Raw genomic sequence first — 26111 nt, 5'->3', positions numbered from 1 at the left:
GGGTAAAGAGAGGTGCAGCGGATTATCGAGGCTGATGCGCAATGTCGCGGCGCTGGCGTTAGATTGCCGGAGCCAAGGTGCCGCTCAGCGGCGTGGCGCACCGGCGGCTTCACAGAATGCACGAATGCGGGCCGGATCCTTCACGCCAACCGTGCTCTCTGCACCGGAGGCCACATCGACCTGGCGCGCGCCGGTGACCCGGATCGCCTCGGCGACATTCTCAGGCGTCAAGCCGCCTGCCAGCATCCAGGGCCGCCGCCAGTATTTCTTGCGCGCCAGCAGACCCCAGTCAAAGATGACCCCATTGCCGCCGGGAAGAACGGCCCCCTTCGGCGCCTTGGCATCGACGAGAATCTGGTCCGCAACGGATTCGTAGGCTTCGATCCCCTGGATATCCTCAGCATTCGAGACTCCTAGAACCTTCATCACCGGCAGGCCGTAGCGTGCTTTGACCTGCGCAACCCGCTCCGGCGTTTCCTGCCCGTGCAACTGAATCATGTCCAATGGTACAACACTGGTGATTTCATCCAGCAGGGCGTCATCCGGATTGACCACCAACGCGACCTTGCACAAGCCCATCGGCGCCTCAACAGCAAGTACTGCCGCCTCCTGCGGGGTCACAGACCGGGGGGATTTCGGAAAGAAGTTGAAACCAATATAGGCGGCGCCCGCCTCAGCCGCAGCCGCGATGTCGCCCGGCGTTTTCAGCCCACAGATCTTGACCCGAATGTCCATGGGGCGTCAGCTCGCTTCGTCGAGAATAGCGAGGACCTCGTCCTTGCCCTCGTGTTTCTGCTTCTTCAGGCGATTGACCTCGCGCGAGAGCTTCTTCGCCTCGCGAGCCTTCAGATCTGCTTCGCGGCGATGTTTGTGTTCACGCAGCCATTCGATGATGAAGCCGATGATCAAACCAACCGCAATGCCACCCAGAACCACCACAAACAGCGGCAACGTGATCTGAAAATTATATCCCAGAAGTTCGGCAAAAGCCGTGGGCATCAGTTTGAGTTCAACCAGCCCCCGATTCGCCAAAGAAACAGAGATAAGGGCGATAGCAATCACCCCAAGATAGGCATAGCGAATATAGCGCATCAGGCTTTTCCGTTCAGGCGATCCCTCAAGAGTTTACCTGTCTTGAAGAACGGCACGTGTTTTTCCTCAACATGGACCGTTTCGCCGGTACGGGGATTGCGACCAACCCGCGCATCCCGCTGTTTCACCGAAAAGGCGCCAAAGCCCCGCAGCTCCACACGATCACCGCGCGCCATTGCGTCGGTCACCTCTTCGAACACGGTATTCACGATCCGCTCCACATCACGCTGATACAGGTGCGGGTTTTCGTCTGCAATCTTCTGGATCAATTCCGAGCGGATCATCTCTCGGCCCTCCCAAGCCAAGCTAGGCACAGTTTCTATCCACCGACTATAGGTACAAAACCTCAAACCGGGAACAGTGGATACGGGCCTGCCCCGCAAATAAGTCAGCGTTTGCCTATCATTAGGCTCGTTCAGGCGGCTTTCACCCACAAAGCAGAGATGGGGCACGCCGGATTCATCTGCAAGGGTCGGGACAGATTTTGTGATTCGCAGTCAGGCCCGGCGGTGTTTTCCCCCCGCCTGCCGCCACGGCAGAGAGGATTGGCCTGCGACAAAAAGAAACGGCCCCACCCAACAGGGCAGGACCGTTCATACTCGTCAGCCTAGGCTGGCTGCTGAAATCAGTCGCCTGTTTTCAGCGCTGCGCCGAGGATATCGCCCAGCGATGCGCCGGAATCCGAGGAGCCGTACTGTTCGACAGCTTCTTTTTCTTCCGCGATTTCGCGTGCTTTGATCGACAGGCCCAGACGGCGGGTCTTGCTGTCCACGTTGGTCACGCGCACATCAACCTTGTCACCAACCGAGAAGCGCTCGGGGCGCTGTTCGGCACGGTCACGCGACAGATCGGAGCGGCGGATGAAGGACTTCATGCCTTCGTATTCCACTTCGATGCCACCTTCTTCGATGGCGGTGACGTTCACGGTCACGATGGAGCCGCGCTTCACGCCGCCCACGGCTTCTGCGAACTTGTCGCCGCCCAGGGCTTTGATCGACAGCGAGATACGCTCTTTCTCGACATCCACTTCGGAAACAACGGCCGAAACCATGTCGCCTTTGCGGTAGTTCTGAATCGCGTCTTCGCCGCGCTCGTCCCAGCTGAGGTCGGAGAGGTGAACCATGCCGTCGATGTCGCCGTCGAGGCCAATGAACAGACCGAATTCGGTGATGTTCTTGACTTCGCCTTCGACCTGGGTGCCCTCGGGGTGAGTCTCAGCAAAGACTTCCCATGGGTTGCGCATTGTCTGCTTGAGGCCCAGAGACACGCGGCGCTTGGCACCGTCGATTTCCAGAACCATGACGTCGACTTCCTGAGAAGTGGAGACGATTTTGCCCGGGTGGACGTTCTTCTTGGTCCAGGACATCTCGGAGACGTGAACCAGACCTTCGACGCCCGGCTCCAGCTCAACAAATGCACCGTAATCGGTGATGTTGGTGACGCGACCCTTGTGCACGGAGGACAGCGGGTATTTGGCGCCAACCAGATCCCACGGATCTTCCTGCAGCTGCTTCATGCCGAGGCTGATGCGGTGGGTGTCTTTGTTGATCTTGATGACCTGAACCTTGACGGTTTCGCCGATCGACAGGATCTCGGAGGGGTGGTTCACACGGCGCCATGCCATGTCGGTGACATGCAGCAGGCCGTCAACGCCGCCCAGGTCAACAAACGCACCGTATTCGGTGATGTTCTTGACGACACCGTCCACTGCCTGGCCTTCGGACAGGTTGCCGATAACTTCGGCGCGCTGCTCGGCGCGGGACTCTTCGAGGATCGCACGACGGGACACAACGATGTTGCCACGACGACGGTCCATCTTCAGGATCTGGAACGGCTGCTTCAGACCCATCAGCGGGCCAGCGTCGCGCACGGGGCGCACGTCAACCTGCGAACCGGGCAGGAATGCAACTGCGCCGCCCAGATCGACGGTGAAGCCGCCTTTGACACGACCGAAGATCGCACCTTCGACGCGCTGGTCGTCTGCGTATGCTTTTTCCAGGCGATCCCATGCTTCTTCGCGGCGGGCCATCTCGCGGGAGATAACAGCTTCGCCACGGGCGTTCTCAGCAGCGCGCAGGAAGACTTCGACTTCGTCGCCAACAGAGATTTCGGGAGCTTCGCCAGGGTTTGCGAATTCTTTAAGCTCAACGCGGCCTTCCATTTTGTAGCCGACGTCGATGATGGCCTGGCCCGCTTCGATTGCGATGACCTTGCCTTTTACGACAGACCCTTCTTCGGGTGTGTCCATTTCGAAGCTTTCGTTCAGGAGGGCTTCGAATTCCTCCATCGATGTGTCTTGAGCCATGTGGTCTCAGGTTTCCTTTACAAATCGGTTTTATCTGGCCGGGCGGTTGTCTCCGCCGGTCTTGAAGATTGGTCCGTATGAGGCGCAGCACATGCCGGTCTGATCAGACAAACACAAAGGGCCGAGGTATGCCCCGACCCTGCTCAGAATGCCGCCCGTGCGTTAACCGCCTCTATAGTGACAGCGCGCTTAGTATGCGGATTCCCCCTTCGGCGCAAGGGAAACCGTCATAAATCTCCGCAAAGGACGGGCCGGCACACCGACAATAACCGCTGGAACGAGCAAAAGCACGCGAGGTTTCGCTCTGCCATGGGACGCAACAGCGGCTTATCGCCGTGACATGGCTATCTGATCTGCCCTGCAAACTGCGGATTAGGGATTGCCAACGGCCGCTAGCGGCGTGCCTCAATGGCTGCAATGGCCATCGCCACAGCTTCCTCAATGCTCAACGCGCTGGTGTCTAGGATCACCGCATCGCTGGCAGGTTTCAGAGGCGACTCGGAACGGTTTGTGTCGCGTGCATCGCGGGCCTTCACATCTTCCAGCACCTCGGCAAAGCTGGTGGGGTTTCCAGCAGCCATCAGCTCCTGCAAACGTCGCTGCGCGCGTACTTCGGCGCTTGCCGTCACGAAAAGCTTTGCCTGCGCACGCGGGCAGATCACGGTGCCGATGTCCCGCCCGTCCAGCACCGCGCCGCCAGCCCGACGGGCAAAGGCGCGTTGAAAATCGACCAAGGCCGCGCGCACTTCAGGGATCACAGCAACCTTTGAGGCGGCCTGGGCCACCTGTGCCGTACGCAGTTCAGGGCGCTCAAGATCCTCAGGCAGCAGCGCAAGCGCGGCCTCAATCGGCTTATCACCTGCGAGCATCCGCGCGCCAACGGCACGATAGAGCAGCCCGGTGTCCAGGTGACCAAAGCCGAAATGAGCCGCAACCGCCCGCGATATCGTGCCCTTACCTGCAGCAGCGGGGCCATCAACTGCGACCGTGAAGCTCATGACGGTGTCTCTAGCCGTGCCCCCAAACCGGTCATCAGGGACGTGAAAATCGGAAAGGAGGTGGCAATTGGCGTGCCATCGTCAACCGTCACCGGTTTCTGCGCGCCCATGCCCATGACCATGAAGGACATTGCAATGCGGTGATCGAGAAAACTCTCGCAGGTGCCGCCACCGGGCACACCTTCCGGACCGAGACCAGAGACCGCCCACCAGTCGTCGCCCTCCTCGACCATCACGCCGTTGGCCCGCAGGCCACGGGCCATCGCGTCGATCCTGTCGCTTTCCTTAACGCGCAGCTCCTTCACACCGGTCATCATCGTTTTGCCGGTGGCAAAAGACGCCACCACAGACAGAACCGGATATTCGTCGATCATCGAGGCGGCGCGTTCTGGCGGAACATCAATCCCCTTCATTTCAGGCGAATAGCGTGCGCGCAGGTCGGCCACCGGCTCCCCACCCTCTTCGCGCATGTTTTCAAAGGTGAGATCCGCGCCCATATCCTGAAGCGTGTAGAACAGCCCTGCCCGCGTCGGGTTCAGGCCGATACCGGGGACCAGCACATCAGATCCGGGCGTGATCAACGCAGCACATACCGGGAAGGCCGCGCTGGAAGGATCACGCGGCACCGCAATGACCTGCGGCTTCAATTCGGGCTGTCCTGTCAGCGTGATAACGCGCCCCTCATCGGTATCCTCGACAGTGATTTCGGCGCCGAAGCCTGCCAGCATGCGCTCAGAGTGGTCGCGGGTCGCCTCTTTCTCGATCACCACCGTCTTTCCGGGTGCGTTCAGACCAGCCAGCAAGACTGCGGATTTCACCTGCGCCGAGGGCACCGGAACGGTGTAGCGCACGGGGGTTGGATCCGAGGCACCGACAATCGTCATCGGCAGACGTCCGCCCGAGCGGCCAACAGACTGCGCACCAAACAGGGCCAGCGGATCGGTCACCCGCGCCATAGGCCGCTTGTTGAGGCTGGCATCGCCGGTAAATGTCACTGTGATGGGAGAGGTCGCCATAACCCCCATGATCAGGCGTACGCCCGTACCGGAGTTGCCGCAGTCGATCACCTGATCCGGCTCGGCCAGACCACCGACGCCGACGCCATGCACCGACCAGTTTCCGCCACCATGGTTGATGACCTCCGCCCCCATCGCCTGCATCGCCTTGGCTGTATCCAGGACATCCTCACCTTCCAGCAAGCCCGAAATCTTGGTCTCGCCAACGGCCAGCGCCCCAAGGATCAGCGAGCGATGCGAAATCGACTTGTCGCCTGGAACCTCAGCGATGCCGGTCAGCGGATCGGCGCGGTGCGAGGTCATCGGGATGGGCGTACCGTGTCCGGACATGAGGAACCTTTCGAAATGCTAGCGTTCACAATTGGACCTACCCAATCGCTCGGTTTCGGTCCAGCGTGTTTTCCCGCTGCCGCCATTCCCGGCAGAATATCGTGTTCGTCGAGCGGGCCGAATGAGATCAGAGGCGACGAAAGGTCATATAGTGGGGCGTACGGCCTTCGCGCAGGGCCTTTTGCTCATAGCGGGTCGAGATCCAGTCATCCCAGGCCACGCGCCAGTCATCCGGCCCCTCTGCCAGCCACTCGAATCCGGCCTGCGGCACCTCTTCCATGGTTTGGCGGACATAATCGGGGATATCGGTTGCCACCCGGAAGATCGCGCCCGGTTTCAGGCATTTTGCCAGCGGCTCGAGATGCTCTTGGGTCACGAAACGGCGACGGTGATGGCGGGCCTTAGGCCAGGGGTCGGGGTAGAGCAAAAAGGCACGGGAGATCGACTGTTCCGGCAGAACATCCATCAGATCGCGTGCATCGCCGTGATGGACCTTTATATTGTCCACCCCCGCGCGGCGGATCTTGCCCAAGAGCATAGCGACACCGTTGATATAGGGTTCTGCGCCGATGATCCCGACATCCGGGTTCGACTTCGCCTGATGCACCAGATGTTCGCCGCCGCCGAAACCAACTTCCAGCCAGACATCGCGCCCTCCGAACATCGCCGCCAGATCAAGATCGGAGCGATCGGGGTTCACGTCCCAGCCAACAGCGCCCGGGCTGAGTGAGGCGAGATCTTCGTCGATGTAGCGCTGCTGGCTGTCTTTCAGCTGCTTGCCTTTGAGCCGCCCGTAAAAGTTCCGCCAGGGCGCACCGCTCTGATGTTTGTCAACCGCATTGGGCCGGCTGTCGCCAGTAGGCGCCTGGGTGGGTTTGCTGTCATCAGACATCGGGAGACTTTCCTATCGCGCGTTCAAAACCTGGCCGCCCCTCTGCCCCATGCTTGCGTCTGGGTCAAGTCAGCCGGCAATAGATGCGGTTCGGGGCAGGCCCTATCAAGGCTTCTCGCGCAGCACCCCGGCCGCCATCAGCCGCAACCGGGTCGGGTACCAGACGTCCTCGGGCTCGGTCTTCAACGTTTCGATCGCAAAGGCCGGATCAACACCGCGCTGCATCATATACTTCAGATGCCGAAAGACCTCCGACTGCGTGTCGCGATAGATCCAGGTGCCGAACTCAAAGGGCGTCGCCCAGTTCTCATCCTTGCGCCACAGGCGATAATAGCTCTGCACCGCTTTGGGCGCCCAATCACGCTGATGAAAGCCGATCTTTGATCCCAGCGTCATCTGGCGACGGTCACCGGCCAGAAAGATATCGACGCAGGCGCTGATACATTCGCCGACCACCCAGGTATCAAGCGCGTGGCCCTGAACGATGTCGGCAATCGTCTCACCTGCGTAGACGCTGCCGCCGCCGCTATTGAGCTGCAGCCGTGTTATTGCCGGGTTCGCATCAAGGATTTCACGGAAGGGTTCGATATCATCATCCGTAATCTCACCGGCTGTCTCCTGAGATGTGCCATCTCCGTTGTCAGCAAACTGGGCGTCGGTGTCATAGATCAGTGTATTGCCGTCTATCTTGAACTTCGCGGGCAGCGTCTCGCGGGCCATGGCGGGGCCAAGCCCGGTGAGGCCAACAGACATCAGAGCAACAAGTCCAAGCAAGCCGCATTGCGCAGCCCTGGCAGGGGCGCGTTGAGAAAATAGCAGAACATGACGAAGACAGGGCAAACGCAATTCCATGTAGATCCGGGTTCGCAGCTATATTGCCAGCAAAGCGCCCGATCTTCCACGTCTTTTGCCAAGGCCGTTATGAGCGGCTACGGCCGGATGAAAAAAAGGCGGGGACTTCCCCGCCTTTGTCGTATTTGTCTCATCGCCTAATGGCGTCAGATCGCTTTTGTAAGAGCGTCGACCAGATCGGTGCGCTCCCAGCTGAACCCGCCATCTGTGTCAGGCTCACGGCCAAAATGCCCATAAGCCGCTGTTCGCTCGTAGATCGGCTTGTTCAAGCCGAGGTGATGACGAATGCCACGAGGCGTGAGGTCCATGATCTGATCAATGGCCGCCTCGATCCGGGCCGCATCAACATCGCCGGTGCCGTGGGTATCCGCATAGATCGACAGCGGCTTGGCCACGCCGATCGCATAGGACAACTGGATTGTACATTTATCGGCGAGGCCCGCAGCGACGACGTTCTTGGCCAGATAGCGCGCGGCATAGGCGGCCGAACGGTCGACCTTGGTCGGATCCTTGCCGGAAAACGCGCCGCCGCCATGAGGCGCCGCACCACCGTAGGTATCCACGATAATCTTGCGACCGGTCAGCCCCGCATCCCCATCCGGTCCGCCGATGACGAATTTTCCCGTCGGGTTGACGTGCCATACCGTCTCATCCGTCAGCCAGCCATCCGGCAGGGTTTCGCGGATATAAGGCTCGACGATGGCACGGATATCGTTGGAGGTCAGCGTTTCATCGAGATGCTGTGTCGACAGAACCAATGAGCTGACGCGTGTGGGTTTGCCGTTTTCATAGACCACCGACAGCTGCGATTTTGCGTCCGGGCCAAGCGTCGGCTCGGAGCCATTCTTGCGCACTTCCGCAAGCCGGCGCAGGATCGCATGGCTGTACTGGATCGGGGCCGGCATCAGCGCTGGGGTCTCATTCGTGGCAAAGCCAAACATGATGCCTTGATCGCCGGCACCCTCTTCCTTGTCGGCGGCCGCATCAACACCCTGTGCGATATGGGCAGACTGCTCGTGCAGCAGATTGGTGATTTCGACGGTTTCGTGGTGAAACTTGTCCTGCTCGTAGCCGATGTCTTTGATACAGGCGCGGGCGATTTCGTCGATCCGGCCCATGTAGTCGTGCAGTTTGTCCTGATCCGACAAACCCACTTCCCCCCCGATCACCACGCGATTGGTGGTAGCAAAGGTTTCGGCCGCAACGCGGGCCTCAGGCTCTTCGCTCAGAAAGGCGTCAAGAACAGCGTCCGAGATACGGTCACAGACCTTATCCGGATGGCCCTCGGAAACCGATTCCGAGGTGAAGGTATAGTTCGTGCGGGTCATGAAAGGTGCTCCGTTGGGTTTAGCCTGCCACGCCAGGAAGCCGTTGTGGCAGTAATCGATCCGCAGTACGCGGGGAGACGTGTGTCGTCAATCTATAAAGCCGAGAGGTTAAGCAGCTATGACCCGCGCGCAACTGTGGTTCTGCGTCGCAGCGCCAACCCGCCGAGGAGGATGCAGCCGAGAAACACTGGCAGGTCACCGGTCCGCGAATAGAGCGTAGGCGGCAGCGGCGCAGGCAGCGCTGCGTCCAGATAGCCGGCCTCCCCCAAAGGCAGCGCATCCAGGACGCGGCCATGTGGATCAATCATTGCCGAGATGCCGGTATTGGCAACCCGCACCATGGGCAGCCCCTGCTCAATAGCACGCATCCGCGCCTGGACCAGATGCTGATACGGACCGGAATAGGTGCCAAACCAGGCATCATTGGTGATCTGAATCAGCAGATCAGCCCGGTCCGGTGCCCCGTTCACATCCTGTGGGAAAACCGCTTCGTAGCAGATCAGTGGCAGCGCTTTGCCGACCGGCAGATCCAACAGCCGCGGTCCCGGCCCCGATGCGTAACCTGCCCCGGCCTGAGAGGCGAACCCATGGACGCCAATACGCGCAATCAGATTGCCAGCTGGAATATACTCACCAAAGGGAACCAGATGCGCCTTGTCGTAGATCTGGCCAACGTTACCAGCGCCATCCAGTACGATTGCTGAATTGTAATAGCGGCCCTCTTCCCGGCGCTGAATGCCCAGCAGAACTGGGGTAGTTCCAGCCGCATCCGCAATCTCGCTCAACACGTCATCCGCATAATTCAGCATCAACGGAACGGCTGTTTCAGGCCAGACAATCAGATCGACGGGCTGTCCGCTGCGAGCTGGCGCGCGCGAATAGTCCAGCTGGCGATCAACAAACGACCAGCGCAGATCCGGGTGCCATTTCTCGTCCTGCGGCGCATTGGGCTGAACGAGACGAATAATCTTACCCGTCAGCATGGCAGAGGGCTGCTGCGGCATCAGCAGGATAGCCCCACCGACAAGCAGCATGGGCAGCAGCGCAACGACCGGACGACGCGATATCAGCCCTAGCGGTAAAGTCGCAACGAGGGTGAAGAAGGCTAGACCATGTGGCCCGATCCAGGGCAGCAGCCCTGCGGCAGGCGTATCAATCCAGAATTGCCCGAACGCTGCCCAGGGCAGCCCGGTGAGGACATAGGCCCGCGCAAACTCGGCAAGCGACAGCGCGGCAATCAGCAGGACGATCCGGTGGCCACCGCGCCTGAGCCGAACAGCCAAACCGAACGCCAGGGCCCAAAACAGCGCCAATCCGGCGGCAAGACCGACGACGGCAAAGGGCGCCATCCAGGCGTAGCGTTCTGCATCAATCTGAAACGGCTCGTAGATCCAGATCATGCCGACGGAAAAATAGGCCGCCCCCAGAAGCCAGCCGAAAAGTGCGCCCTGCCGGGAGGCCGAAAGCTGAAGCAGTTGATATCCCACTGCGCCCAGGCAGAACGGAGCCAGCCAGAGCATATGGAACGGTGCAAGCGCAAAGGCCAGAAGACCACCCGCAGCAACCGCCGTGACCAAAGGCAGAATGACCGGCCGCAGCCCGACATACCGCCGGACCGCAGCAATCATCCCGAACAATCGGGCAACCGCACCCGCAGGCGTTTGATCCGGCGCGGGTCGGCATCCATAACCTCGAACTCAGGCCCGTCGGGATGCTGGATGACCTCACCCCGTGCAGGGACGCGTCCTGACAGCATGAAGACCAGACCGCCAAGGGAATCGATCTCCTCGCCGTCGACGTCATCGTGACTGGTCAGCGACCGACCGATTTCATTCTCGAACTCATCCAGCGGGGTACGTGCCTGCGCGACATAACAGCCCTGTTTCTCACGGAACCAGGTCTGATCTTCGCCCGCGTCATGTTCGTCCTCAATTTCGCCGACAACCTGCTCGATCAGGTCTTCGATGGTCAGCAAACCATCAACACCGCCATATTCATCAATCACCAACGCCATGTGGCGACGCTCTGCCTGCATTTTTGTCAGCAGAACGCCAATCGTCATGGACGGCGGGACAAACAGCAAAGGACGCACCATAGCGTCCAGCGCGAAATCGGCATCGGTGCCGTTAAAACCGTGCATCAGGGCAAAGTCCTTGAGGTGGACAAAGCCGATGGGTGTATCCAGCGTGCCCTCGTAGACGGGGATACGGGTAAAACCGCTTTCGCGGAAGACCTGAACAAGTTCATCTTTCGGAGTCGAGGCCGGGATTGCCACGATTTCCGCTGCGGGAATGGCAACGTCCTCGACCCGCAAACGCCGCAGATTGATCATCCCGTGCGGCTGGTTCGCCAGGCGTGTTTCCGGTCCGGAATCCACGTCTTCCTCGCTTTCGGTCGGAGTAAAGGAGCTGAAAATACGCCCCAGAAACCCCGTCGATTGTGCAGCCGCTGCGGTGTCGCCAGCGCTGTCCTTGTTCTCCAGCGCGCCCTGCGCTGCGTTAGAACTTCCGTCTATATCGTCCATCGTTCCTATCCGATACGCCCGTGATTGGGGCTGTCATCCAATGTATATGGGTCATCGATACCCATTTTGCCAAGTATCTCCACCTCAAGACCTTCCATCAAAGTGGCGTCCGGGTCACGAATGTGATCGTAACCCAAAAGATGCAACACTCCGTGAACGATCAGATGACGCAAATGGTCGGCCAATGGCTTGCCAGCGGCCTCGGCCTCGCCTGCGCAGGTCTCATAGGCAATCGCAATGTCGCCGAGCGGTATTTCGCCGGTAAAATCCGCCTCGGGTCGCAGCGGGTCACCCCCCGGTTCCTCGGCGGCAAGTTCCTCGGCTGGCCAGCTGAGCACATTTGTCGGCTTGGCCTTCTGACGGAACTCAGTGTTCAATTCCATGATCCGCGCATCATTGCAGGCCAGCAGGGATAGTTCGCAGTCGTCCGGATCGAGATTGAAATGCGACAGCGCCGCATCAACGGCCTGCTCGGCATGCGCTGACAAGCCGATGTCCTGCCAGCGAGCGTCTTCAATGGAGATGTCGAGAGTCATAGTCCAGTCTCAATGCCAAGGCAGCCCGTTCCGACAGGTCCGGGAGGGCGTTTCTTGGGTGGTTTTCCATGAAGGCCCCAACCCAATATGAATTTGCATCCCCCTCGTTCAGCAACCGAAGGCTGATTCAGACGGATTTCTCATCCGCCTCATAGGCCTCGATGATGGCCGCCACAAGCGGATGTCGCACCACGTCACGAGATGTGAAGTAGTTAAAGCTCACCTTGGGGATTTTGCTCAGCAGACGTTCCGCATCCGCCAGCCCCGACGCCACGCCGCGCGGCAGGTCAACTTGGCTGCGGTCGCCGGTGATGACCATGCGCGATCCCTCACCCAAACGTGTCAGGAACATCTTCATCTGCATGGTGGTGGCATTCTGCGCCTCATCCAGAACAACAAAAGCATTGGATAGCGTACGCCCCCGCATAAAGGCCAGCGGCGCGATCTCGATCTGTTTTTCTTCCAGCAGCTTCGCCAACTGTTTGCCGGGTAGGAAATCATTCAGCGCGTCATAGAGCGGCTGCATATAAGGATCGACCTTATCTTTCATGTCGCCGGGCAGATAGCCGAGCTTCTCGCCCGCCTCCACCGCAGGGCGGCTGAGGATGATCTTGTCGACATGCCCGGTAATGAACATGCTCACGCCAACAGCAACAGCAAGATAGGTTTTGCCGGTGCCAGCCGGACCGATCCCAAAGGCAAGCTCATGTTCGAACAGCGACTGGACATAGGCTTTCTGAGCGTCGGTACGTGGCTCGACGAGTTTCTTACGCGTCTTGATCTCGACCTTGCCGCCCCGAAACATCTCCAGCTGACTGCCGGGATTTTCCACCTGCTCCTGTCCCATCCGCAATTCACGATCAATATCGCCGGCCTCTACGCTTCGGCCAGTTTCCAACCGATCATACAGCGCGGCCAAAACCGCGGCGGCCTGATCGCGGGCCGCTTCTTCTCCCAGCACTGAGAGTTGATTGCCGCGCCGGACAATCTGAACACCAAGCGTCTGCTCGAGCGTCGCGAGATTGCGGTCGTATTCACCGCACAGATCAATCAGCAGTCGGTTATCAGGAAATTCGAGCAGCGCCTCATGTGAGGAATCCTGCTCATGCGATGGGGTCAAAGTGCCAATGGCCAATCCGGTCTCCTGTCTTTGACGTTGCTCTTTCAGTGTGCCTCTCCGGTCGCCCCTGCGCAAGCTACGCGTCGGCAATTTCACGCGATTGAAACAAAATGGCCGCCCGAAAAGGACGGCCAATAGTCAGTTGTTTGCAGTGGTAACGAAATCCCGTCAAATCGGGTCCTCGATGCTGGACCCGGATTTGAACGGACCAACCGCCGTATTCGGAGGGGCGACGCCGGAACAGACCGGGCGGCCATCCGGCGCCAGCCGTTGCGACAGGTAACCTTCGACCCCGTCGTCAATGATCCAATGATCGCAGCCGGTCGGATCAACCCAAATCCCCGCCTTCAGCTGAGACAGATCCTTGCTGTCAAAACCACGATCCACGGTTTTGTCGACCTTGTCGCCACAGGCAGACAGACCGATCGCCAAGGACGCAAGAAGCGCTGTTCTGGTGAATGACATAACGATGCTCCTCAGCGCAGGCAGATAATTTCGACGCGACGGTTCTGCGCCATATTCACGGCCGAGTCGTTCGGCACGCGCGGATCACGCTCGCCATAGCCCCGCGCCTCAAGGATGCGGGCGCCAACCGATTGGCCGACTTTTGCGACCGCATCGGCACGGCGCTGAGACAGCCGCATGTTATATTCATCTGATGCGCGACTGTCGGTATGGCCCGTGATGATGAAGGATCGGGCATTGGCGGATTGGAAAAACTCGCGCAGGCGCTGTTGCCCGGCGGCGCTGATGTGATGCCTGTTGGTGGCAAAGAACTGATCGCTGGGCATCACGCCGCAGATATTGCCCCGACGGCAAACCGGTTTCCCGTCTCGCGTGACATGGGGTGTCATGAAACCTTCGGCGCCATCGTCCATCACCCAATGCTCGCAACCGTCGGGATCAACCCAGATGGTTGGAATATATCTTTGACCGATCACACCGGCGTCCTGCGCCAGCAAAGCGCCCACATTCAAGCCGACAGTCGCGACAACGGTGGCCACGAGTCCGCAGAGTTGTTTCCTCATTGGTTTCAACACACCCAATATCCCCCTTACACCAGTCATTCGCAGGCGTCATTCTTGCGGCCACGCAGGCTTTATGCGGGCCGTTACCGTGATATTCGCAGGTATAGAACGCAAATTGCAATCATTTGCTTAAGGAAATCAGAAGTTTCACGACGCCATGTCGCGCTGGGGGCGCAATCGGCTGCGCGACCGCCCCTCGCCCATGATCAATCGATCAGAGCGCCCGCCAGTGAGTTGGCCCCAGAGGACAGGATCCGCACGCGAGCAAGATCACCGATGGCGCGATCACAATCCGCAACATGCACCGCATGCAGGTAATCGGATTTGCCAACCATCTGGCCCGCGAAGCGGCCCGCCTTTTCAAACAGAACACCAACCTCGCGGCCAACCATGCTGTCCTGAACCTCGCGCTGTTGCTTGGTCAGCAGGGCCTGCAGGCGCTGAAGCCGGTCGTCAGCCGCAGCCGGGTCAACCTGAGGACGCTCTGCCGCCGGGGTGCCGGGGCGGGTGGAATATTTGAAGGAATAGGCGGTGCCGTATTTCACCTCTTCCACCAGGTCCATGGTGGCCTGGAAATCTTCTTCGGTTTCTTCCGGGAAGCCAACAATGAAGTCGCCTGAGATCAGGATGTCTGGGCGCGCGGCGCGGATCCGCTCGATCAGGCGGATATAGCTCTCGGCGGTATGTGCGCGGTTCATCCGCTTGAGGATCTTGTCGGAGCCCGCCTGCACCGGCAGGTGCAGATAGGGCATCAGCTTGGCACAGGTGCCATGCGCCTCGATCAGGTCGTCCTGCATGTCATTCGGGTGCGAGGTGGTGAAGCGGATGCGCTCCAGCCCGTCGACCTTGTCCAGCTCCCAGATCAGCTGCGCCAGAGTCAGGTCGCCGTTGGCGCCAGCACCGTGATAAGCGTTCACGTTCTGGCCGAGGAGCGTGATTTCGCGCACGCCACGCTCCACCAATTCCTGAGCCTCGCGCAGGATGCGGTCCGCCGGGCGCGACACTTCGGCGCCGCGGGTGTAGGGCACCACGCAGAAGGCGCAGAACTTGTCGCAGCCCTCCTGCACGGTCAGAAACGCCGTCGGGCCGCGCTTGGCTTTGGGGCGGTTCTTCAGCTTCTCGAATTTGTCTTCCTCGGGGAAATCGGTGTCCAGCACCTTCTCCCCCTTGCGGGCCTTCGCTTCCATCTCCGGCAGCCGGTGATAACTCTGCGGGCCGACCACCAGATCGACCAGCGGCTGACGGCGCATGATCTCCTGGCCCTCGGCCTGGGCGACGCAGCCCGCGACGCCAATCTTCAGGTCCGGCTTCTGCGCTTTCAGCCCCTTGAAGCGCCCCAGTTCGGAATAGACCTTCTCCGCCGCCTTTTCCCGGATGTGGCAGGTGTTCAGCAGGATCATGTCGGCGTCATCCGGCGATTTGGTTTCAACGTAACCTTCGCCGCCCAGCGCCTCGGCCATGCGTTCACTGTCATAGACATTCATCTGACAGCCATAGGTCTTGATAAACAGCTTCTTCGGGGCGCTCATGGGGACAACCTTTTCACCGGAGGGTCGCAACAGCGGCGTGGCATAGCCGGAAACGGCTCTGCTTGCAATGGCGCGCGGATTACCCGACTTTAGCAGCAATCGCCAGACAGGGAAGTCGGCAGAGAACAGCAGGCAATCAGATATGATGCATTCATCACTCGAAGGGTTTCTTGGCGCCGGGGACAAGATCCTGACAACAGGGCCCGTCGCTCTGATCTTTGTCGAGGATAAGGTGGAGATTGCGACCACCCTGCGCCACCATCTTGATCTCGCCTTTACAACCGTTGTGGCCTTTATGCCGGACGCTTTCGACATCCCCTACGATCTGGAGACGCGCATCCACCGTGTGCCGTTTGACTGTAGCGCGCGTGAAGCGGTGATTGAGGCCATCAACAAGGTGATCGCGAGAGCCGCACCGGGTTGCTGGCTCTATTACTGCTATAATGCAGAGTACCTGTTCTACCCCTTCTGTGAGAGCCGCAATGTTGTCGAACTCTTGGGGTTTCATGGCGAAGAGCGGCGCTCGGCCATGCTGACCTATGTCATTGATCTTTATGCCGCCGATCTGGACGCAGCACCAAACGGCGTATCGCTGGAAACCGCGCATCTGGATAAATCCGGCTACTATGCACAGGCCCGCATTGATCCACAGACCGGCCATCCGCTTGATCGCCAGCTGGATTTCTACGGCGGCATACGCTGGCGCTATGAAGAACATATCCCCGCAGCAAGCCGAAAGATCGACCGGATTTCGCTGTTCCGTGCAAAACCGGAGCTACGGCTGTTTGAGGATCACCGGTTCAACGAACCGGAGTACAACACCTACGCCTGCCCCTGGCACCACAATCTGACCGCCGCGATTTGCTCTTTTCGCACCGCAAAGGCGTTGAAACGCAACCCGGGATCCTCCTTTGAGATCGACAGTTTTCGATGGCACAACTCAGCACCCTTTGACTGGCATTCTCGTCAGCTGCTTGATCTGGGCCTGATGGAGCCGGGACAGTGGTTCTAGGGTCCGAGCGCCAATGCAGCGCAACCCTGTCATAGCTTAGCGCTGCAATAGAACGGGAAACCAATCCTCGCGGAGGGTCTGACCCGACACCATGTCATGGCCCGGATAGGGCGGCGAGGTTGGGCCGGGGCGTTCAATATAGCGCGCGTCCTCCCCGACCAGACGCAACGAAAAGGCGCGGCGACGGGTTTCGCTGGTATTGGCGCGGGCGCCGTGCAGCGTCCGGTAATTAAAGGCGACGGCGTCACCTGGCTGCATCTCCCACTCCAGGATTGTCATCCCTTCGGCATCGGGATCCGGCACCGGCATGTACTGCCCCTCATCGGCAAAGAAGCCCTCCTCGGAGACCCAGCGCGTTGGCAACACCTCCCTCTCCCAGCGGTGCGAGCCTGCAACGCATCGCAGCGAGGCGTTCGTGACAGGATCGAGCGGCGACCAGAAGCTGATGGTCTGCTGCCCTTCGACGAAATAATAAGGCCCATCCTGATGCCAGGGCGTCGCCATGGAGGTGCCCGGCTCTTTCACCAGCACGTGGTCGTGGAACATCTGCACCCGTTTGGACTGCATCAGATCTGCGGCCACCTCCGCCACGGGCGATTGTTCGATTGCCTGCTGAAACTGAGGGATCCGGGTCCAATTGCAATAGTCATCAAAGAACCGCCCGGTCTGCCCGGGTTTTTCATTGTTGGAAGCATAAGGGCCGGGCTGCGCCATATTCGCCTCGACGCCGTCGCGCAGAATATCGACCTGATCGACGAAGAGACCGCGGATCAACACAACGCCATCGCGTTGGAAATCGTCAATATGGTCTCGGGTGATGAGGGGATGGGGCATCGATCAATCCTTGGTATCGGGAGTACTGGTGACAGCATCTGGTTGCAGTCACCCGTTTCGGGCCGATGTTGCACCCGGCGGGGCGGCGTGCTCAAATAATATCTTAGTATGCAGAAAATAAACTGATGTTATACCTAACTCTACGCCACTACGAATATGTCTGCGCGATCGCTCAGCACGGCAGCCTGTCGGCGGCGGCTGCCGCCGTGCATGTCAGCCAGCCCGCGTTGTCCACAGCGCTTGCCCGGATTGAAGCGCAGCTGGGAGAGCCCCTGTTCCTGAGGCGTCGCGGGGCCGGCATGATCCTGACCCCACAAGGCCGCAGGTTCGCAGACCGTGCGCAAGCGCTCCTAGATCAGGCCGCGCGGCTGGAACGTCGGGGCGCAGATCAAACCGACGGCCAGCAGCTGACCCTGGGATGTTTTACCGATCTGGCCCCCTTTCTGTTGGCCCCAGCGCTGCAGCGCCTTCGGATCGGCTTGCCCGGTGTGGCCATCCGCTACAGGACGGATCACTTTGAACCGCTGCTGGCCTCGATGACCGCCGGGAATATCGACTTGGCGATCAGCTATGACCTGGGCGTGGATGCAAGCTTCGTCCGGCAGGAGGTGTTGCGGCGCGGCCCCGTAGCGCTGATGCCCAATGGTCACCCACTTGCAGATCGTGACCGCCTGTCCTTGGCCGATCTGGCCGAACAGCCCCTGATTCTGTCCGAAGAAGGATTGTCCGTGCGCCACATGCTTGGCCTGTTCAAATCCATTGGCGCGCTGCCCCGAATTGCCCACCGGGCGGCATCGGTCGAGCTGCTGCGCAGCCTGGCCGCCCATGGCGAAGGGATCGGCATCACCTACAGCAGGCCCCCCGATTTACGCTCCTACGATGGCAAGCCACTGGTCGCGATACCCATCAGCGACACATCGGCAGAGGAGCCCTTGGTCCTGATCAGCCACAGCCCGCCGTCAAAAGGCAGCGTGATAGAGACCGCGCAGCAGATTCTGGCGAAAACGGTTACGGAAATACTCTAGCACGCACATGAGCGCAGCGCCCGGCGTTCCAACGATCAGACCTTGCGCAGTCGGATCACAACGTCGACGGACGCGATTTCAACGCCCTGCGGCGCCGCGGGCAGGCTCTTGATCACCAGCTGATCGGATGGCGCATCCGACAGACGCCCCTCGTCTTCCCAGTAAAAATGGGGGTGGTCGTGCGTATTGGTGTCAAAATAGCTTTTGGACCCATCGACTGTGATTTCCTGCAAGACGCCAGCATCGCAAAAGGCGCGCAACGTGTTGTAGACCGTCGCAAGTGAAACAGCTGCACCCTTGTCCTTTGCCGCGTCAAACAGGCTCTCGGCGGTCACATGGCGATGCTTGCCGTCGCCCACCAACAACTCTGCCAGCGCCACCCGCTGACGGGTCGGGCGCAATCCGGCTGTTTCCAGCCAGTTGGTAGCGATATCTGCTGGTGTTGGCGTCATGTAGCGGTCCTGCATAGCGTTGCTGGCCGCATTTATAGGCCGAAAGGGTCCTTGCATTCAATTCAATTTGCGTAGCTCCGATCTGTATCTGTAGACTGTCACAGTTGAAAAACCTGAAGGCCACAGGCTGAATGCTGGTGTGCCCTCGGCACCCGGAACCCTTGCAGGAGAGTCGAAACGGGTGCTACAGGGAGCCAGATACACGATCATAACATAGGCAGGAGAAGCGCCAGCATGGCCGATTACCCCAGCAGCTTTGACAAAGACGATTTGCTGAAATGCGCCAGAGGCGAGCTGTTCGGCCCTGGCAACGCACAGCTGCCCGCCCCTCCCATGTTGATGATGGATCGCATCACCGATGTGTCGGCCGATGGCGGCGCCCACGGCAAGGGTCACATTACCGCCGAGTTCGATATCACGCCTGACCTGTGGTTCTTTGACTGTCATTTCCCCGGCAACCCGATCATGCCCGGATGTCTGGGTCTTGACGGCCTCTGGCAGCTCACCGGCTTCAACCTGGGCTGGCGTGGCTGGCAGGGTCGCGGCTATGCGCTGGGTGTAGGCGAGGTGAAACTGACTGGAATGGTGCGACCCGACCGCAAGATGCTGACCTATAAGATCGATTTCACCAAAGCGATCCAGACCCGTCGCCTGACCATGGGGGTTGCCGACGGCATCGTGGAAGCCGATGGTGAAGTTATCTACCAGGTCAAGGACATGAAGGTGGCCCTCTCCGAGAGCTGATCCGCAGCTCTCCCCGCCCCCTGAACAAGAAATAGGAGTACGCATCATGCGTCGCGTCGTCGTCACCGGTCTGGGCATCGTCTCGTCCATCGGGAACAATGCCGAAGAGGTTCTTGCCTCTCTCAAAGCAGGAAAATCTGGCATCGAGGCCAGCCCAGAAATGGTCGAGCATGGCTTTCGCAGCCAAATTGCGGGAACGCTCAAGCTGAATGTTGCTGACCATGTCGACAAGCGTACCCTGCGTTTTATGGGGGCTGGCGCGGCCTATGCCCATATCGCGATGAGCCAGGCAATTGCCGATGCCGGCCTCTCCGAAGAGCAAGTGGTGAATGAGCGGACCGGTCTGGTGGCCGGTTCGGGCGGGCCGTCCACATCGGCCATGCTGGCAGCCCATCAGACCGTGCTGAAAACCGGAGCCACGAAGCGGATCGGGCCGTTTGCTGTTCCCAAGTGCATGTCTTCCACGATCTCGGCAAATCTGGCCACAGCCTTCAAAATCAAAGGTATCAACTACTCGATCACCTCGGCCTGCTCGACCTCGCTGCACTGTATCGGCAATGCCGCTGAGCAGATCATGATGGGTAAGCAGGATGTGATGTTCGCCGGTGGTGGCGAGGAACTGGACTGGACCCTATCGTGCCTGTTCGATGCGATGGGCGCGATGTCGTCCAAATACAACGACACGCCGGAGAAAGCCTCCCGCGCGTTTGATCAGGACCGTGACGGTTTCGTGATCTCTGGTGGCGGCGGTATCGTCGTGCTGGAGGATCTGGATCACGCCCTGGCGCGCGGTGCCAAGATCTACGCCGAAGTGACCGGCTTTGCCGCCACCTCCGATGGCCACGATATGGTCGCCCCCTCCGGCGAAGGCGGCGAGCGCGCCATGCGTCTGGCCCTGCAATCCCTGCCGGACGGCCGCAAGGTGGACTATATCAACGCCCACGGCACCTCGACCCCGGTCGGCGACGTCGGCGAGATCGAAGCGGCCCGCCGGGTTTTCGGCGCGGGCAACGTGCCGCCGATTTCTTCGACCAAATCAATGACCGGTCATGCGCAGGGCGCGGCGGGCGCACTGGAGGCGATCTTCTGCCTTCTGATGCTGGACAATGACTTCATCACGCCGTCGATCAACGTCGACACGCTGGCCGAGGGCATCGAGCCGGGAGAGGTCGCAACCCAGCTGGTGGAAAACGCGGGCCTTGACAGCGTAATGACCAACAGCTTCGGCTTTGGCGGCACCAATGGCTCAATGGTATTGAGCAAATACAAAGGATAACGGCGGATGTCAGGAGTATTGACGGGCAAACGTGGCCTGATCATGGGGGTCGCAAACGACCGTTCGATCGCTTGGGGCATCGCCAAGGCCATGGCCGATGCGGGGGCCGAACTGGCATTCACCTATCAGGGTGAAGCCTTTGGTAAACGGTTGGAACCGCTGGCCCAGAGCGTTGGCAGCGACTTTATGGTCGATGTGGACGTCACCGATGATGCGTCGCTCGACACCGCGTTCGAGCAATTGGCGGCACGCTGGGACAGCGTCGACTTCGTGGTGCACGCCATCGCCTATTCGGACAAGACCGAGCTGACCGGACGCTTCCTCGACACCAGCCGCGAGAACTTCAAGAATTCGATGGATATCTCCGCCTATTCCTTTGTCGAGGTGGCGCGCCGCGCCTACCCGCTGATGAAGGCCAATGGCGGCACGTTGCTGACCCTGACCTACCAGGGATCGAACCGAGTGGTGCCCAACTACAACGTGATGGGTGTCGCAAAGGCGGCATTGGAAAGCGCCACGCGTTACCTGGCCAATGATCTCGGCCCCGAAGGCATCCGTGTGAACGCCATCTCCCCCGGCCCGATGAAAACCCTGGCAGGGGCCGCCATCGGTGGTGCCCGCAAGACGTTTAAACATACGGCGCAGAACGCCCCATTGCGCGATAACGCCACGTTGGAAGCGGTTGGTGGTACAGCCGTCTATCTCGCCTCCGACGCAGGGGCCTGCACGACGGGCGAGATCATCCGCGTCGACGGTGGTTTTCATGTCCTTGGCATGCCGCAGCAGGACAATCTCTGACCTGCTGCCAATCCCTGTCACAAGAACCAAGGGCACCCAGCGGGTGCCCTTTCTTGTTGCTGTCTCCGCTTGACATCACTGTTCCGCAGCCAGTTCTGAAAGAAGCTGCTGCATGAGATCAGCCGCAGGCATAGCACGAACTCCGGCAGCGCCCTGCCCGGCCCATTGCGCCCCATATCCGGGCTCGCCAGCCTGCTTCGCCGCAGTATTCAGGGCTTTCCCGGCATCATAGGCAATGGGGTAATCCGGAATGATCGTCGGATCGAGCTTCTGCGCAAGGTCGGTGAAACGGTTTGTCAGACAGCGGGCCGGGCGCCCTGAAATTACCGTCGTCATCTCTGTTTTCGGATCCGCGGCCAGCAAGGCGGCCCGATAGCCCGCATCGGCACTGCTCTCGGGACAGGCGATGAACGCGGTGCCCAACTGCGCTGCAGCGGCACCTGCTACCAGCGCCTTTGCAATATCGGCACCGGTCATCAACCCGCCTGCGGCGATCACCGGCAGGTTCAGGTTGGTGACCAGTTCGCGGACCAGTTCAAGAGTTCCAAGCCTGGGATCCGCGCCGCGCGGATCAAAGATACCCCGATGGCCTCCGGCCTCCCACCCCTGTGCAACAATGGCGTCGATCCCGGCGCTCGCCAACACAGCAGCCTCGGCAAGTGAGGTTGCTGTGGCCAGCAAGATGATGCCGGCTGACTTCAGAGCCGAGATCACCCCCTGCGGCGGCAAACCGAAGTGGAAGCTGACAACTGCCGGGCGCTGCGCAATCAGCATCTCCTGCATATCGGTATCAACGCAGAAGCTGATGTAGATTTCGCGCAGCGCCTCCGGCGGCGCCGTATTGTAGCTGTGAAACACCGGTGCCAAGGCGCTGAGCCAGGCCGCCTCGCGGGAGGAATCCTCAAGCGCTGGCCGGTGGCAGAACACATTGACGTTAAAGGGTCGGCCAGTCAGTGCCACCGTTTGACGCAGCATCTCCTCAGCCTGGTCGATGCTCGCCGCTCCGATACCCAGGGCGCCCAACCCACCGGCATTGCTGACAGCCGCCGCCATCTGGGGCGTGCTGACGCCGGCCATGGGAGACTGGAGAATCGGCACGGATATACCCAGAAGATCCATCAATGCGGCTGACGTGGAAATATCAGTCATTCCGTCCTCTTTCACCACGGCATATCCCGCTGCAAAAGAGCCGGTTTGACGAGGCGGCGCAAGAGGCACCGCCTCAGATGCGATCAGTTGATCGAGACCAGCTCGATATCAAAGATCAGGTCTTTGCCTGCCAGGGGATGATTGGCGTCAAGGGTCACAGTCGCCTCGCTCACCTCAACCACGGTCACCGGCAGCACTTCGCCCGTCGGAGCCTGCATCTGCAATTGTGTTCCAACCTCAAGCGGGATGTCATCAGGGATCCCTTCACGCGGAATGCTCTGCCGCGCCTCGTCGTGGCTGGGGCCATAGGCCTGATCCGCGGGAATGTTGAGCGTTTTCGTCTCGCCTGCGGCCATGCCGAGCAGACCGGCGTCCATACCCTCGATAACCTGACCAGAGCCGACGGTGAACTCAAGCGGCTCGCGCCCTTCAGAGCTGTCAAAGACACTGCCGTCTGTCAGCTTGCCTGTGTAGTGGATGCGTACGGTATCGCCGCTTTTTACCTCGGTCATGGGACCTCCAGTTGCTTTCACGTTACAAAGGCGCGCACAGTATAGGACACCACCGTGATGTAAACCCGATGATCCGAAGCAGCCCCGGTCGCACCGTTCCCGGGCGTCCGCAGAGCGGCGGGAAATGATTGTGGCTGGAATTTGCGCCCCGTTTGCGCCTAGGCTGGGACAACCGCAGGACATCGAACCGGAGGCCCCATGGCAATCAGCACCTGTATCTTTGATGCCTATGGCACATTGTTCGATGTGACAGCGGCCGCGCGGCAAGCTGCAGGTGAGCCGGAGTTTCCGCATCTGATTGACCATTGGGCAGAGCTGGCCAACCACTGGCGGCTGAAGCAGCTACAATACACTTGGCTGCGTGTAATCACAAACTCACATGCCGATTTCTGGCAGGTCACCCAGGACGGGTTGGATTGGGCCATGGAGGCCACCGGCCTGAGCGGTGACCCGCAGCTGCGAAAGCGCCTGCTGGATCTCTACTGGCAGCTTCAGGCCTATGATGAGGTTCCGCAGATGCTGCGCGCCCTCAAGACTGCGGGCCTGCAGACCGCAATCCTCTCCAACGGATCACCCGAGATGCTGGACGGAGCCGTTCAATCCGCAGGGGTCGGCGACCTGCTGGACGATGTGCTCTCTGTCGAAAGCGTTGGTGTCTTTAAACCGGACCCGCAGGTCTATGACCTTGTCGGCAAACGCTTTGGCTGCCAGCACGATGAAGTGCTTTTCGTGTCCTCCAACGGCTGGGACGCTGCCGGTGCGGCGGGATACGGGTTTACCACGGCTTGGGTGAACCGAAGTTGTGAACCTATGGATCGCCTGCCGTGGAGGCCGCATCACGTGCTGAGGAATCTGGCCAGTATCCCTGACCTGGCGGGGGGATAAACCCGTGCTGAACACGCCACGCGCACTCTCATATTTTACCAGCTCTGACGGGCTGGAGCTGGCCTATGACGATCCAGACTTCGCCCCCCAGACAACAGCCATTTCCCGCCCACCCCTATTGTGCCTGGCAGGGCTCACACGCGACGGGCAGGACTTTCGCTACCTGCGGCCGCATATTCATGGCCATCGCCTGATCACCCTGGACGCCCGGGGTCGGGGCCGGTCTCAATATGCAGACGATATCCATAGCTATTCGGTCCCGCGCGAGGCGCAAGATGTGATCGAGCTGCTGGACCATCTGGGCATTGATCGCGTGACGCTGCTCGGCACCTCGCGCGGCGGGTTGGTGGCGATGGCACTGGCCGCTCTACACAAGGAGCGATTGGCCGGTGTCATCCTGAACGATGTCGGGCCAGAAATTCCGGCAGATGGGATCACCCGGATTATGGCCTATGTCGGATATCGTCCGGCAGCCAAAACCCACGAAGAAGCCGCCTCGGCGCTTGCGACCCATATGGCGCCAGCGTTTCCCGATGTGCCGATGACACGCTGGCGCGAAGAAGCCGAGGTTTTTTACACGCAGACCCGGACGGGTTTGGCGCTGCGCTATGACGCCCGGTTGCGTGAAGCTCTCTTGGCGCAGGCTGCAGCGGGGCCAGCGCCGGATCTCTGGCCATTGTTTCAATCACTTGAAGGTCTGCCCTGCGGCGTGATCCGCGGCGCGAACTCCGACATTCTGACGGCTGAGACCTACGAGAACATGCAGCGCCGTCTGCCGGACCTGATCGCCATGGAAGTGCCGGATCGCGGCCATGTCCCGTTTCTGGACGAACCCAAGGCGCTTGCCCTTATCCACCGAATTCTCGAGGTCGCCCAATGACATCCTTTGCCGCAATCAGTGCCGCTGCGGAGCGCCTGCGGGGCCACGCCCGCGAAACGCCGTTGCTCTCCTCCCCCTTTCTGGACGACATCGCGGGTCGCCGGGTACTGATCAAGGCCGAGTGCCTGCAACATACCGGATCGTTCAAGTTCCGGGGGGGCTGGGCCGCGCTGTCTGCGCTCAGCCAGGATCAGCGCAAGAAAGGCGTGCTTGCTTATTCAAGTGGCAATCATGCGCAGGGTGTGGCCGCAGCGGCGGCCGCCCATGGCACACCCGCCGTGATCCTGATGCCGCAGGACGCCCCAAGAATTAAGATCGCCAACACCCGTGCGCTCGGCGCAGAGGTGGTGCTGTTCAATCGCGCCACCGATAATCGTGACGCCATTGGGGCAGAGCTGGCAGAGACTCGCGGCCTCACCCTGATCAAGCCCTACGACGACGACGAGGTCATCGCCGGTCAGGGCACAGTTGGTCTGGAAATCGCCCGACAGGCTGCTGAACAAGACGTGACCGAGGCGGATGTTCTGGTCTGCTGCGGCGGTGGTGGTTTGACTTCGGGGGTTGCCTTGGCGCTGGAACACGCTGCGCCAAAAATGCGGGTTCGCCCCTGTGAACCGCAGGGGTTCGATGACGTTGCCAGGTCACTGGCCGCCGGGCGGATCTGTCGCAATGAGACCACGGCCGGCTCACTCTGTGACGCTATTCTCACGCCTGCACCCGGCGAAATCACCTTCCCGATCCTGTCACGGCTCTGCGGTTCCGGAATTGCTGTCAGCGAAGACGAGGCCATGCACGCCATGGCGCTGGCCTTTTCGAGGCTCAAAATCGTGCTGGAGCCTGGCGGTGCTGTCTCGCTGGCGGCAGCATTGTTTCACGCAGACCACCTCAACGGATCGAGCGCGATTGCCATTGCGACCGGTGGTAATGTCGACCCCGCCATTTTTGCCGAAGCGCTACAAAAGTTCGGATAGGCTTCACACTCGCACCGGTCGAT

The 26111-nt window shown here is 60.2% G+C and carries 28 protein-coding genes and 1 riboswitch; of the genes, 8 read left to right on the top strand and 20 right to left on the bottom strand.

Translation table 11 applies throughout. From position 1 onward, the window contains the following. Positions 1-84: 84 nt before the first annotated feature. The 16 genes from VWY75_RS03375 to miaB form a co-directional block, all read right to left on the bottom strand. Positions 85-735 carry a phosphoribosylanthranilate isomerase gene (locus VWY75_RS03375; protein WP_416536528.1) on the bottom strand — a complete coding sequence of 217 codons (651 nt, stop codon included), beginning with the start codon at positions 733-735 and terminating at the stop codon, positions 85-87. Positions 736-741: 6 nt separating this feature from the next. After that, positions 742-1092, bottom strand: coding sequence for a LapA family protein (locus VWY75_RS03370; RefSeq protein ID WP_340544448.1), 351 nt, complete (start codon positions 1090-1092; stop codon positions 742-744). Continuing rightward, positions 1092-1376 (bottom strand): integration host factor subunit beta, encoded by a 285-nt coding sequence (gene ihfB / locus VWY75_RS03365; protein ID WP_008560927.1) that lies wholly within the window; start codon positions 1374-1376, stop codon positions 1092-1094. The genes VWY75_RS03370 and ihfB overlap by 1 nt, the downstream gene beginning before the upstream one ends. Before the next feature lie 341 nt (positions 1377-1717). Continuing rightward, positions 1718-3397, bottom strand: coding sequence for a 30S ribosomal protein S1 (gene rpsA, locus VWY75_RS03360; RefSeq protein WP_340544437.1), 1680 nt, complete (start codon positions 3395-3397; stop codon positions 1718-1720). Between the two features lie 392 nt (positions 3398-3789). Continuing rightward, positions 3790-4395, bottom strand: a complete 606-nt coding sequence (cmk, locus tag VWY75_RS03355; RefSeq protein WP_340544436.1) for a (d)CMP kinase — start codon at positions 4393-4395, stop codon at positions 3790-3792. Further along, positions 4392-5741, bottom strand: a complete 1350-nt coding sequence (gene aroA, locus VWY75_RS03350) for a 3-phosphoshikimate 1-carboxyvinyltransferase (protein WP_416537251.1) — start codon at positions 5739-5741, stop codon at positions 4392-4394. Before aroA ends, cmk begins: the two co-directional genes overlap by 4 nt. Positions 5742-5868: 127 nt before the next feature. Then, positions 5869-6633 (bottom strand): tRNA (guanine(46)-N(7))-methyltransferase TrmB, encoded by a 765-nt coding sequence (gene trmB / locus VWY75_RS03345; protein WP_340544433.1) that lies wholly within the window; start codon positions 6631-6633, stop codon positions 5869-5871. 105 nt (positions 6634-6738) lie between these two features. Further along, positions 6739-7386, bottom strand: coding sequence for an ATP-dependent Clp protease proteolytic subunit (locus VWY75_RS03340; RefSeq protein WP_340544432.1), 648 nt, complete (start codon positions 7384-7386; stop codon positions 6739-6741). A gap of 245 nt (positions 7387-7631) precedes the next feature. Next, complete coding sequence (gene metK, locus VWY75_RS03335; RefSeq protein WP_340544431.1) at positions 7632-8813, bottom strand: methionine adenosyltransferase; 1182 nt, start codon at positions 8811-8813, stop codon at positions 7632-7634. Positions 8814-8819: 6 nt separating this feature from the next. Continuing rightward, a riboswitch (SAM-SAH riboswitch) is annotated at positions 8820-8868 on the bottom strand. Positions 8869-8929: 61 nt separating this feature from the next. Further along, on the bottom strand, positions 8930-10441 hold the full coding sequence (gene lnt / locus VWY75_RS03330; RefSeq protein ID WP_416537250.1) for an apolipoprotein N-acyltransferase: 1512 nt from the start codon (positions 10439-10441) through the stop codon (positions 8930-8932). Then, positions 10438-11337 carry a hemolysin family protein gene (locus VWY75_RS03325; protein WP_416536523.1) on the bottom strand — a complete coding sequence of 300 codons (900 nt, stop codon included), beginning with the start codon at positions 11335-11337 and terminating at the stop codon, positions 10438-10440. Before VWY75_RS03325 ends, lnt begins: the two co-directional genes overlap by 4 nt. 5 nt (positions 11338-11342) lie before the next feature. After that, positions 11343-11873, bottom strand: a complete 531-nt coding sequence (gene ybeY, locus VWY75_RS03320) for an rRNA maturation RNase YbeY (RefSeq protein ID WP_416537249.1) — start codon at positions 11871-11873, stop codon at positions 11343-11345. A 127-nt stretch (positions 11874-12000) separates the two neighbouring features. Then, positions 12001-13008 (bottom strand): PhoH family protein, encoded by a 1008-nt coding sequence (locus tag VWY75_RS03315; protein WP_416536521.1) that lies wholly within the window; start codon positions 13006-13008, stop codon positions 12001-12003. 153 nt (positions 13009-13161) lie between these two features. Further along, complete coding sequence (locus VWY75_RS03310) at positions 13162-13458, bottom strand: hypothetical protein (protein ID WP_340544426.1); 297 nt, start codon at positions 13456-13458, stop codon at positions 13162-13164. Positions 13459-13469: 11 nt separating this feature from the next. Then, a complete protein-coding gene (locus VWY75_RS03305; protein ID WP_416537248.1) occupies positions 13470-14021 on the bottom strand; it encodes an OmpA family protein in 552 nt (183 codons plus the stop codon). 206 nt (positions 14022-14227) lie between these two features. Continuing rightward, positions 14228-15550 carry a tRNA (N6-isopentenyl adenosine(37)-C2)-methylthiotransferase MiaB gene (miaB, locus tag VWY75_RS03300; RefSeq protein WP_416537247.1) on the bottom strand — a complete coding sequence of 441 codons (1323 nt, stop codon included), beginning with the start codon at positions 15548-15550 and terminating at the stop codon, positions 14228-14230. 142 nt (positions 15551-15692) lie between these two features. Between miaB and VWY75_RS03295 the strand changes: the two genes are divergently transcribed. Next, on the top strand, positions 15693-16562 hold the full coding sequence (locus tag VWY75_RS03295) for a hypothetical protein (RefSeq protein ID WP_416537246.1): 870 nt from the start codon (positions 15693-15695) through the stop codon (positions 16560-16562). A 36-nt stretch (positions 16563-16598) separates the two neighbouring features. On the opposite strand, the gene VWY75_RS03290 is transcribed toward VWY75_RS03295, so the two are convergent. Continuing rightward, entirely contained in the window at positions 16599-17396 is a 798-nt protein-coding gene (locus VWY75_RS03290; RefSeq protein ID WP_416537245.1) for a phytanoyl-CoA dioxygenase family protein, read from the bottom strand. A 125-nt stretch (positions 17397-17521) separates the two neighbouring features. Between VWY75_RS03290 and VWY75_RS03285 the strand changes: the two genes are divergently transcribed. Further along, positions 17522-18421 carry a LysR family transcriptional regulator gene (locus VWY75_RS03285; RefSeq protein ID WP_416537244.1) on the top strand — a complete coding sequence of 300 codons (900 nt, stop codon included), beginning with the start codon at positions 17522-17524 and terminating at the stop codon, positions 18419-18421. Positions 18422-18456: 35 nt separating this feature from the next. Here VWY75_RS03285 and irrA read toward each other — a convergent pair whose 3' ends face one another. Beyond that, the gene (irrA, locus tag VWY75_RS03280; protein WP_260099685.1) at positions 18457-18873 is read right to left on the bottom strand and encodes an iron response transcriptional regulator IrrA; all 417 of its coding nucleotides are present in this window, start codon (positions 18871-18873) and stop codon (positions 18457-18459) included. 234 nt (positions 18874-19107) lie between these two features. Between irrA and fabA the strand changes: the two genes are divergently transcribed. The 3 genes from fabA to VWY75_RS03265 are packed head-to-tail and all read left to right on the top strand — an operon-like array spanning position 19108 to position 21691. Further along, complete coding sequence (gene fabA, locus VWY75_RS03275; RefSeq protein ID WP_340544418.1) at positions 19108-19617, top strand: bifunctional 3-hydroxydecanoyl-ACP dehydratase/trans-2-decenoyl-ACP isomerase; 510 nt, start codon at positions 19108-19110, stop codon at positions 19615-19617. Between the two features lie 46 nt (positions 19618-19663). Next, complete coding sequence (gene fabB / locus VWY75_RS03270) at positions 19664-20893, top strand: beta-ketoacyl-ACP synthase I (RefSeq protein WP_416536514.1); 1230 nt, start codon at positions 19664-19666, stop codon at positions 20891-20893. Positions 20894-20899: 6 nt separating this feature from the next. Continuing rightward, the gene (locus VWY75_RS03265; RefSeq protein WP_340544415.1) at positions 20900-21691 is read left to right on the top strand and encodes an enoyl-ACP reductase FabI; all 792 of its coding nucleotides are present in this window, start codon (positions 20900-20902) and stop codon (positions 21689-21691) included. A 75-nt stretch (positions 21692-21766) separates the two neighbouring features. Here VWY75_RS03265 and VWY75_RS03260 read toward each other — a convergent pair whose 3' ends face one another. Then, on the bottom strand, positions 21767-22840 hold the full coding sequence (locus VWY75_RS03260) for an NAD(P)H-dependent flavin oxidoreductase (RefSeq protein WP_416537243.1): 1074 nt from the start codon (positions 22838-22840) through the stop codon (positions 21767-21769). Positions 22841-22923: 83 nt separating this feature from the next. Continuing rightward, entirely contained in the window at positions 22924-23352 is a 429-nt protein-coding gene (locus VWY75_RS03255) for an FKBP-type peptidyl-prolyl cis-trans isomerase (RefSeq protein WP_340544413.1), read from the bottom strand. 198 nt (positions 23353-23550) lie between these two features. Here VWY75_RS03255 and VWY75_RS03250 point away from each other — a divergent pair, with 198 nt between their 5' ends. From VWY75_RS03250 to VWY75_RS03240, 3 genes are read left to right on the top strand one after another with little or no spacing between them, the layout of a single operon-like run. Beyond that, on the top strand, positions 23551-24237 hold the full coding sequence (locus VWY75_RS03250; RefSeq protein ID WP_416537242.1) for a haloacid dehalogenase type II: 687 nt from the start codon (positions 23551-23553) through the stop codon (positions 24235-24237). A 7-nt stretch (positions 24238-24244) separates the two neighbouring features. Then, entirely contained in the window at positions 24245-25117 is an 873-nt protein-coding gene (locus VWY75_RS03245) for an alpha/beta fold hydrolase (protein WP_416537325.1), read from the top strand. Next, the gene (locus tag VWY75_RS03240; RefSeq protein ID WP_416537241.1) at positions 25114-26088 is read left to right on the top strand and encodes a threonine ammonia-lyase; all 975 of its coding nucleotides are present in this window, start codon (positions 25114-25116) and stop codon (positions 26086-26088) included. Before VWY75_RS03245 ends, VWY75_RS03240 begins: the two co-directional genes overlap by 4 nt. Positions 26089-26111 lie beyond the last annotated feature (23 nt).

Origin of the sequence: Phaeobacter sp. JH20_08 (assembly GCF_048056635.1) — a bacterium.
Lineage (GTDB): Bacteria > Pseudomonadota > Alphaproteobacteria > Rhodobacterales > Rhodobacteraceae > Phaeobacter > Phaeobacter bryozoorum.
The sequence above is the reverse complement of the archived record's forward strand: the minus strand, read 5'-3'. Positions and strand labels throughout refer to the sequence as shown.

Bases quoted from the DNA above. Each gene is read 5' to 3' on its own strand.
- metK (WP_340544431.1), bottom strand. From the start codon at position 8,813: ATGACCCGCACGAACTATACCTTCACCTCGGAATCGGTTTCCGAGGGC.
- fabB (WP_416536514.1), top strand. From the start codon at position 19,664: ATGCGTCGCGTCGTCGTCACCGGTCTGGGCATCGTCTCGTCCATCGGG.
- cmk (WP_340544436.1), bottom strand. From the start codon at position 4,395: ATGAGCTTCACGGTCGCAGTTGATGGCCCCGCTGCTGCAGGTAAGGGC.
- lnt (WP_416537250.1), bottom strand. From the start codon at position 10,441: ATGATTGCTGCGGTCCGGCGGTATGTCGGGCTGCGGCCGGTCATTCTG.
- ihfB (WP_008560927.1), bottom strand. From the start codon at position 1,376: ATGATCCGCTCGGAATTGATCCAGAAGATTGCAGACGAAAACCCGCAC.
- VWY75_RS03250 (WP_416537242.1), top strand. From the start codon at position 23,551: ATGGCAATCAGCACCTGTATCTTTGATGCCTATGGCACATTGTTCGAT.
- VWY75_RS03240 (WP_416537241.1), top strand. From the start codon at position 25,114: ATGACATCCTTTGCCGCAATCAGTGCCGCTGCGGAGCGCCTGCGGGGC.
- VWY75_RS03340 (WP_340544432.1), bottom strand. From the start codon at position 7,386: ATGTCTGTTGGCCTCACCGGGCTTGGCCCCGCCATGGCCCGCGAGACG.
- VWY75_RS03295 (WP_416537246.1), top strand. From the start codon at position 15,693: ATGATGCATTCATCACTCGAAGGGTTTCTTGGCGCCGGGGACAAGATC.
- fabA (WP_340544418.1), top strand. From the start codon at position 19,108: ATGGCCGATTACCCCAGCAGCTTTGACAAAGACGATTTGCTGAAATGC.
- VWY75_RS03265 (WP_340544415.1), top strand. From the start codon at position 20,900: ATGTCAGGAGTATTGACGGGCAAACGTGGCCTGATCATGGGGGTCGCA.
- aroA (WP_416537251.1), bottom strand. From the start codon at position 5,741: ATGTCCGGACACGGTACGCCCATCCCGATGACCTCGCACCGCGCCGAT.
- VWY75_RS03305 (WP_416537248.1), bottom strand. From the start codon at position 14,021: ATGAGGAAACAACTCTGCGGACTCGTGGCCACCGTTGTCGCGACTGTC.
- VWY75_RS03375 (WP_416536528.1), bottom strand. From the start codon at position 735: ATGGACATTCGGGTCAAGATCTGTGGGCTGAAAACGCCGGGCGACATC.
- VWY75_RS03290 (WP_416537245.1), bottom strand. From the start codon at position 17,396: ATGCCCCATCCCCTCATCACCCGAGACCATATTGACGATTTCCAACGC.
- VWY75_RS03255 (WP_340544413.1), bottom strand. From the start codon at position 23,352: ATGACCGAGGTAAAAAGCGGCGATACCGTACGCATCCACTACACAGGC.
- VWY75_RS03285 (WP_416537244.1), top strand. From the start codon at position 17,522: ATGTTATACCTAACTCTACGCCACTACGAATATGTCTGCGCGATCGCT.
- miaB (WP_416537247.1), bottom strand. From the start codon at position 15,550: ATGAGCGCCCCGAAGAAGCTGTTTATCAAGACCTATGGCTGTCAGATG.
- trmB (WP_340544433.1), bottom strand. From the start codon at position 6,633: ATGTCTGATGACAGCAAACCCACCCAGGCGCCTACTGGCGACAGCCGG.
- ybeY (WP_416537249.1), bottom strand. From the start codon at position 11,873: ATGACTCTCGACATCTCCATTGAAGACGCTCGCTGGCAGGACATCGGC.
- rpsA (WP_340544437.1), bottom strand. From the start codon at position 3,397: ATGGCTCAAGACACATCGATGGAGGAATTCGAAGCCCTCCTGAACGAA.
- VWY75_RS03260 (WP_416537243.1), bottom strand. From the start codon at position 22,840: ATGACTGATATTTCCACGTCAGCCGCATTGATGGATCTTCTGGGTATA.
- VWY75_RS03325 (WP_416536523.1), bottom strand. From the start codon at position 11,337: ATGGACGATATAGACGGAAGTTCTAACGCAGCGCAGGGCGCGCTGGAG.
- irrA (WP_260099685.1), bottom strand. From the start codon at position 18,873: ATGACGCCAACACCAGCAGATATCGCTACCAACTGGCTGGAAACAGCC.
- VWY75_RS03310 (WP_340544426.1), bottom strand. From the start codon at position 13,458: ATGTCATTCACCAGAACAGCGCTTCTTGCGTCCTTGGCGATCGGTCTG.
- VWY75_RS03370 (WP_340544448.1), bottom strand. From the start codon at position 1,092: ATGCGCTATATTCGCTATGCCTATCTTGGGGTGATTGCTATCGCCCTT.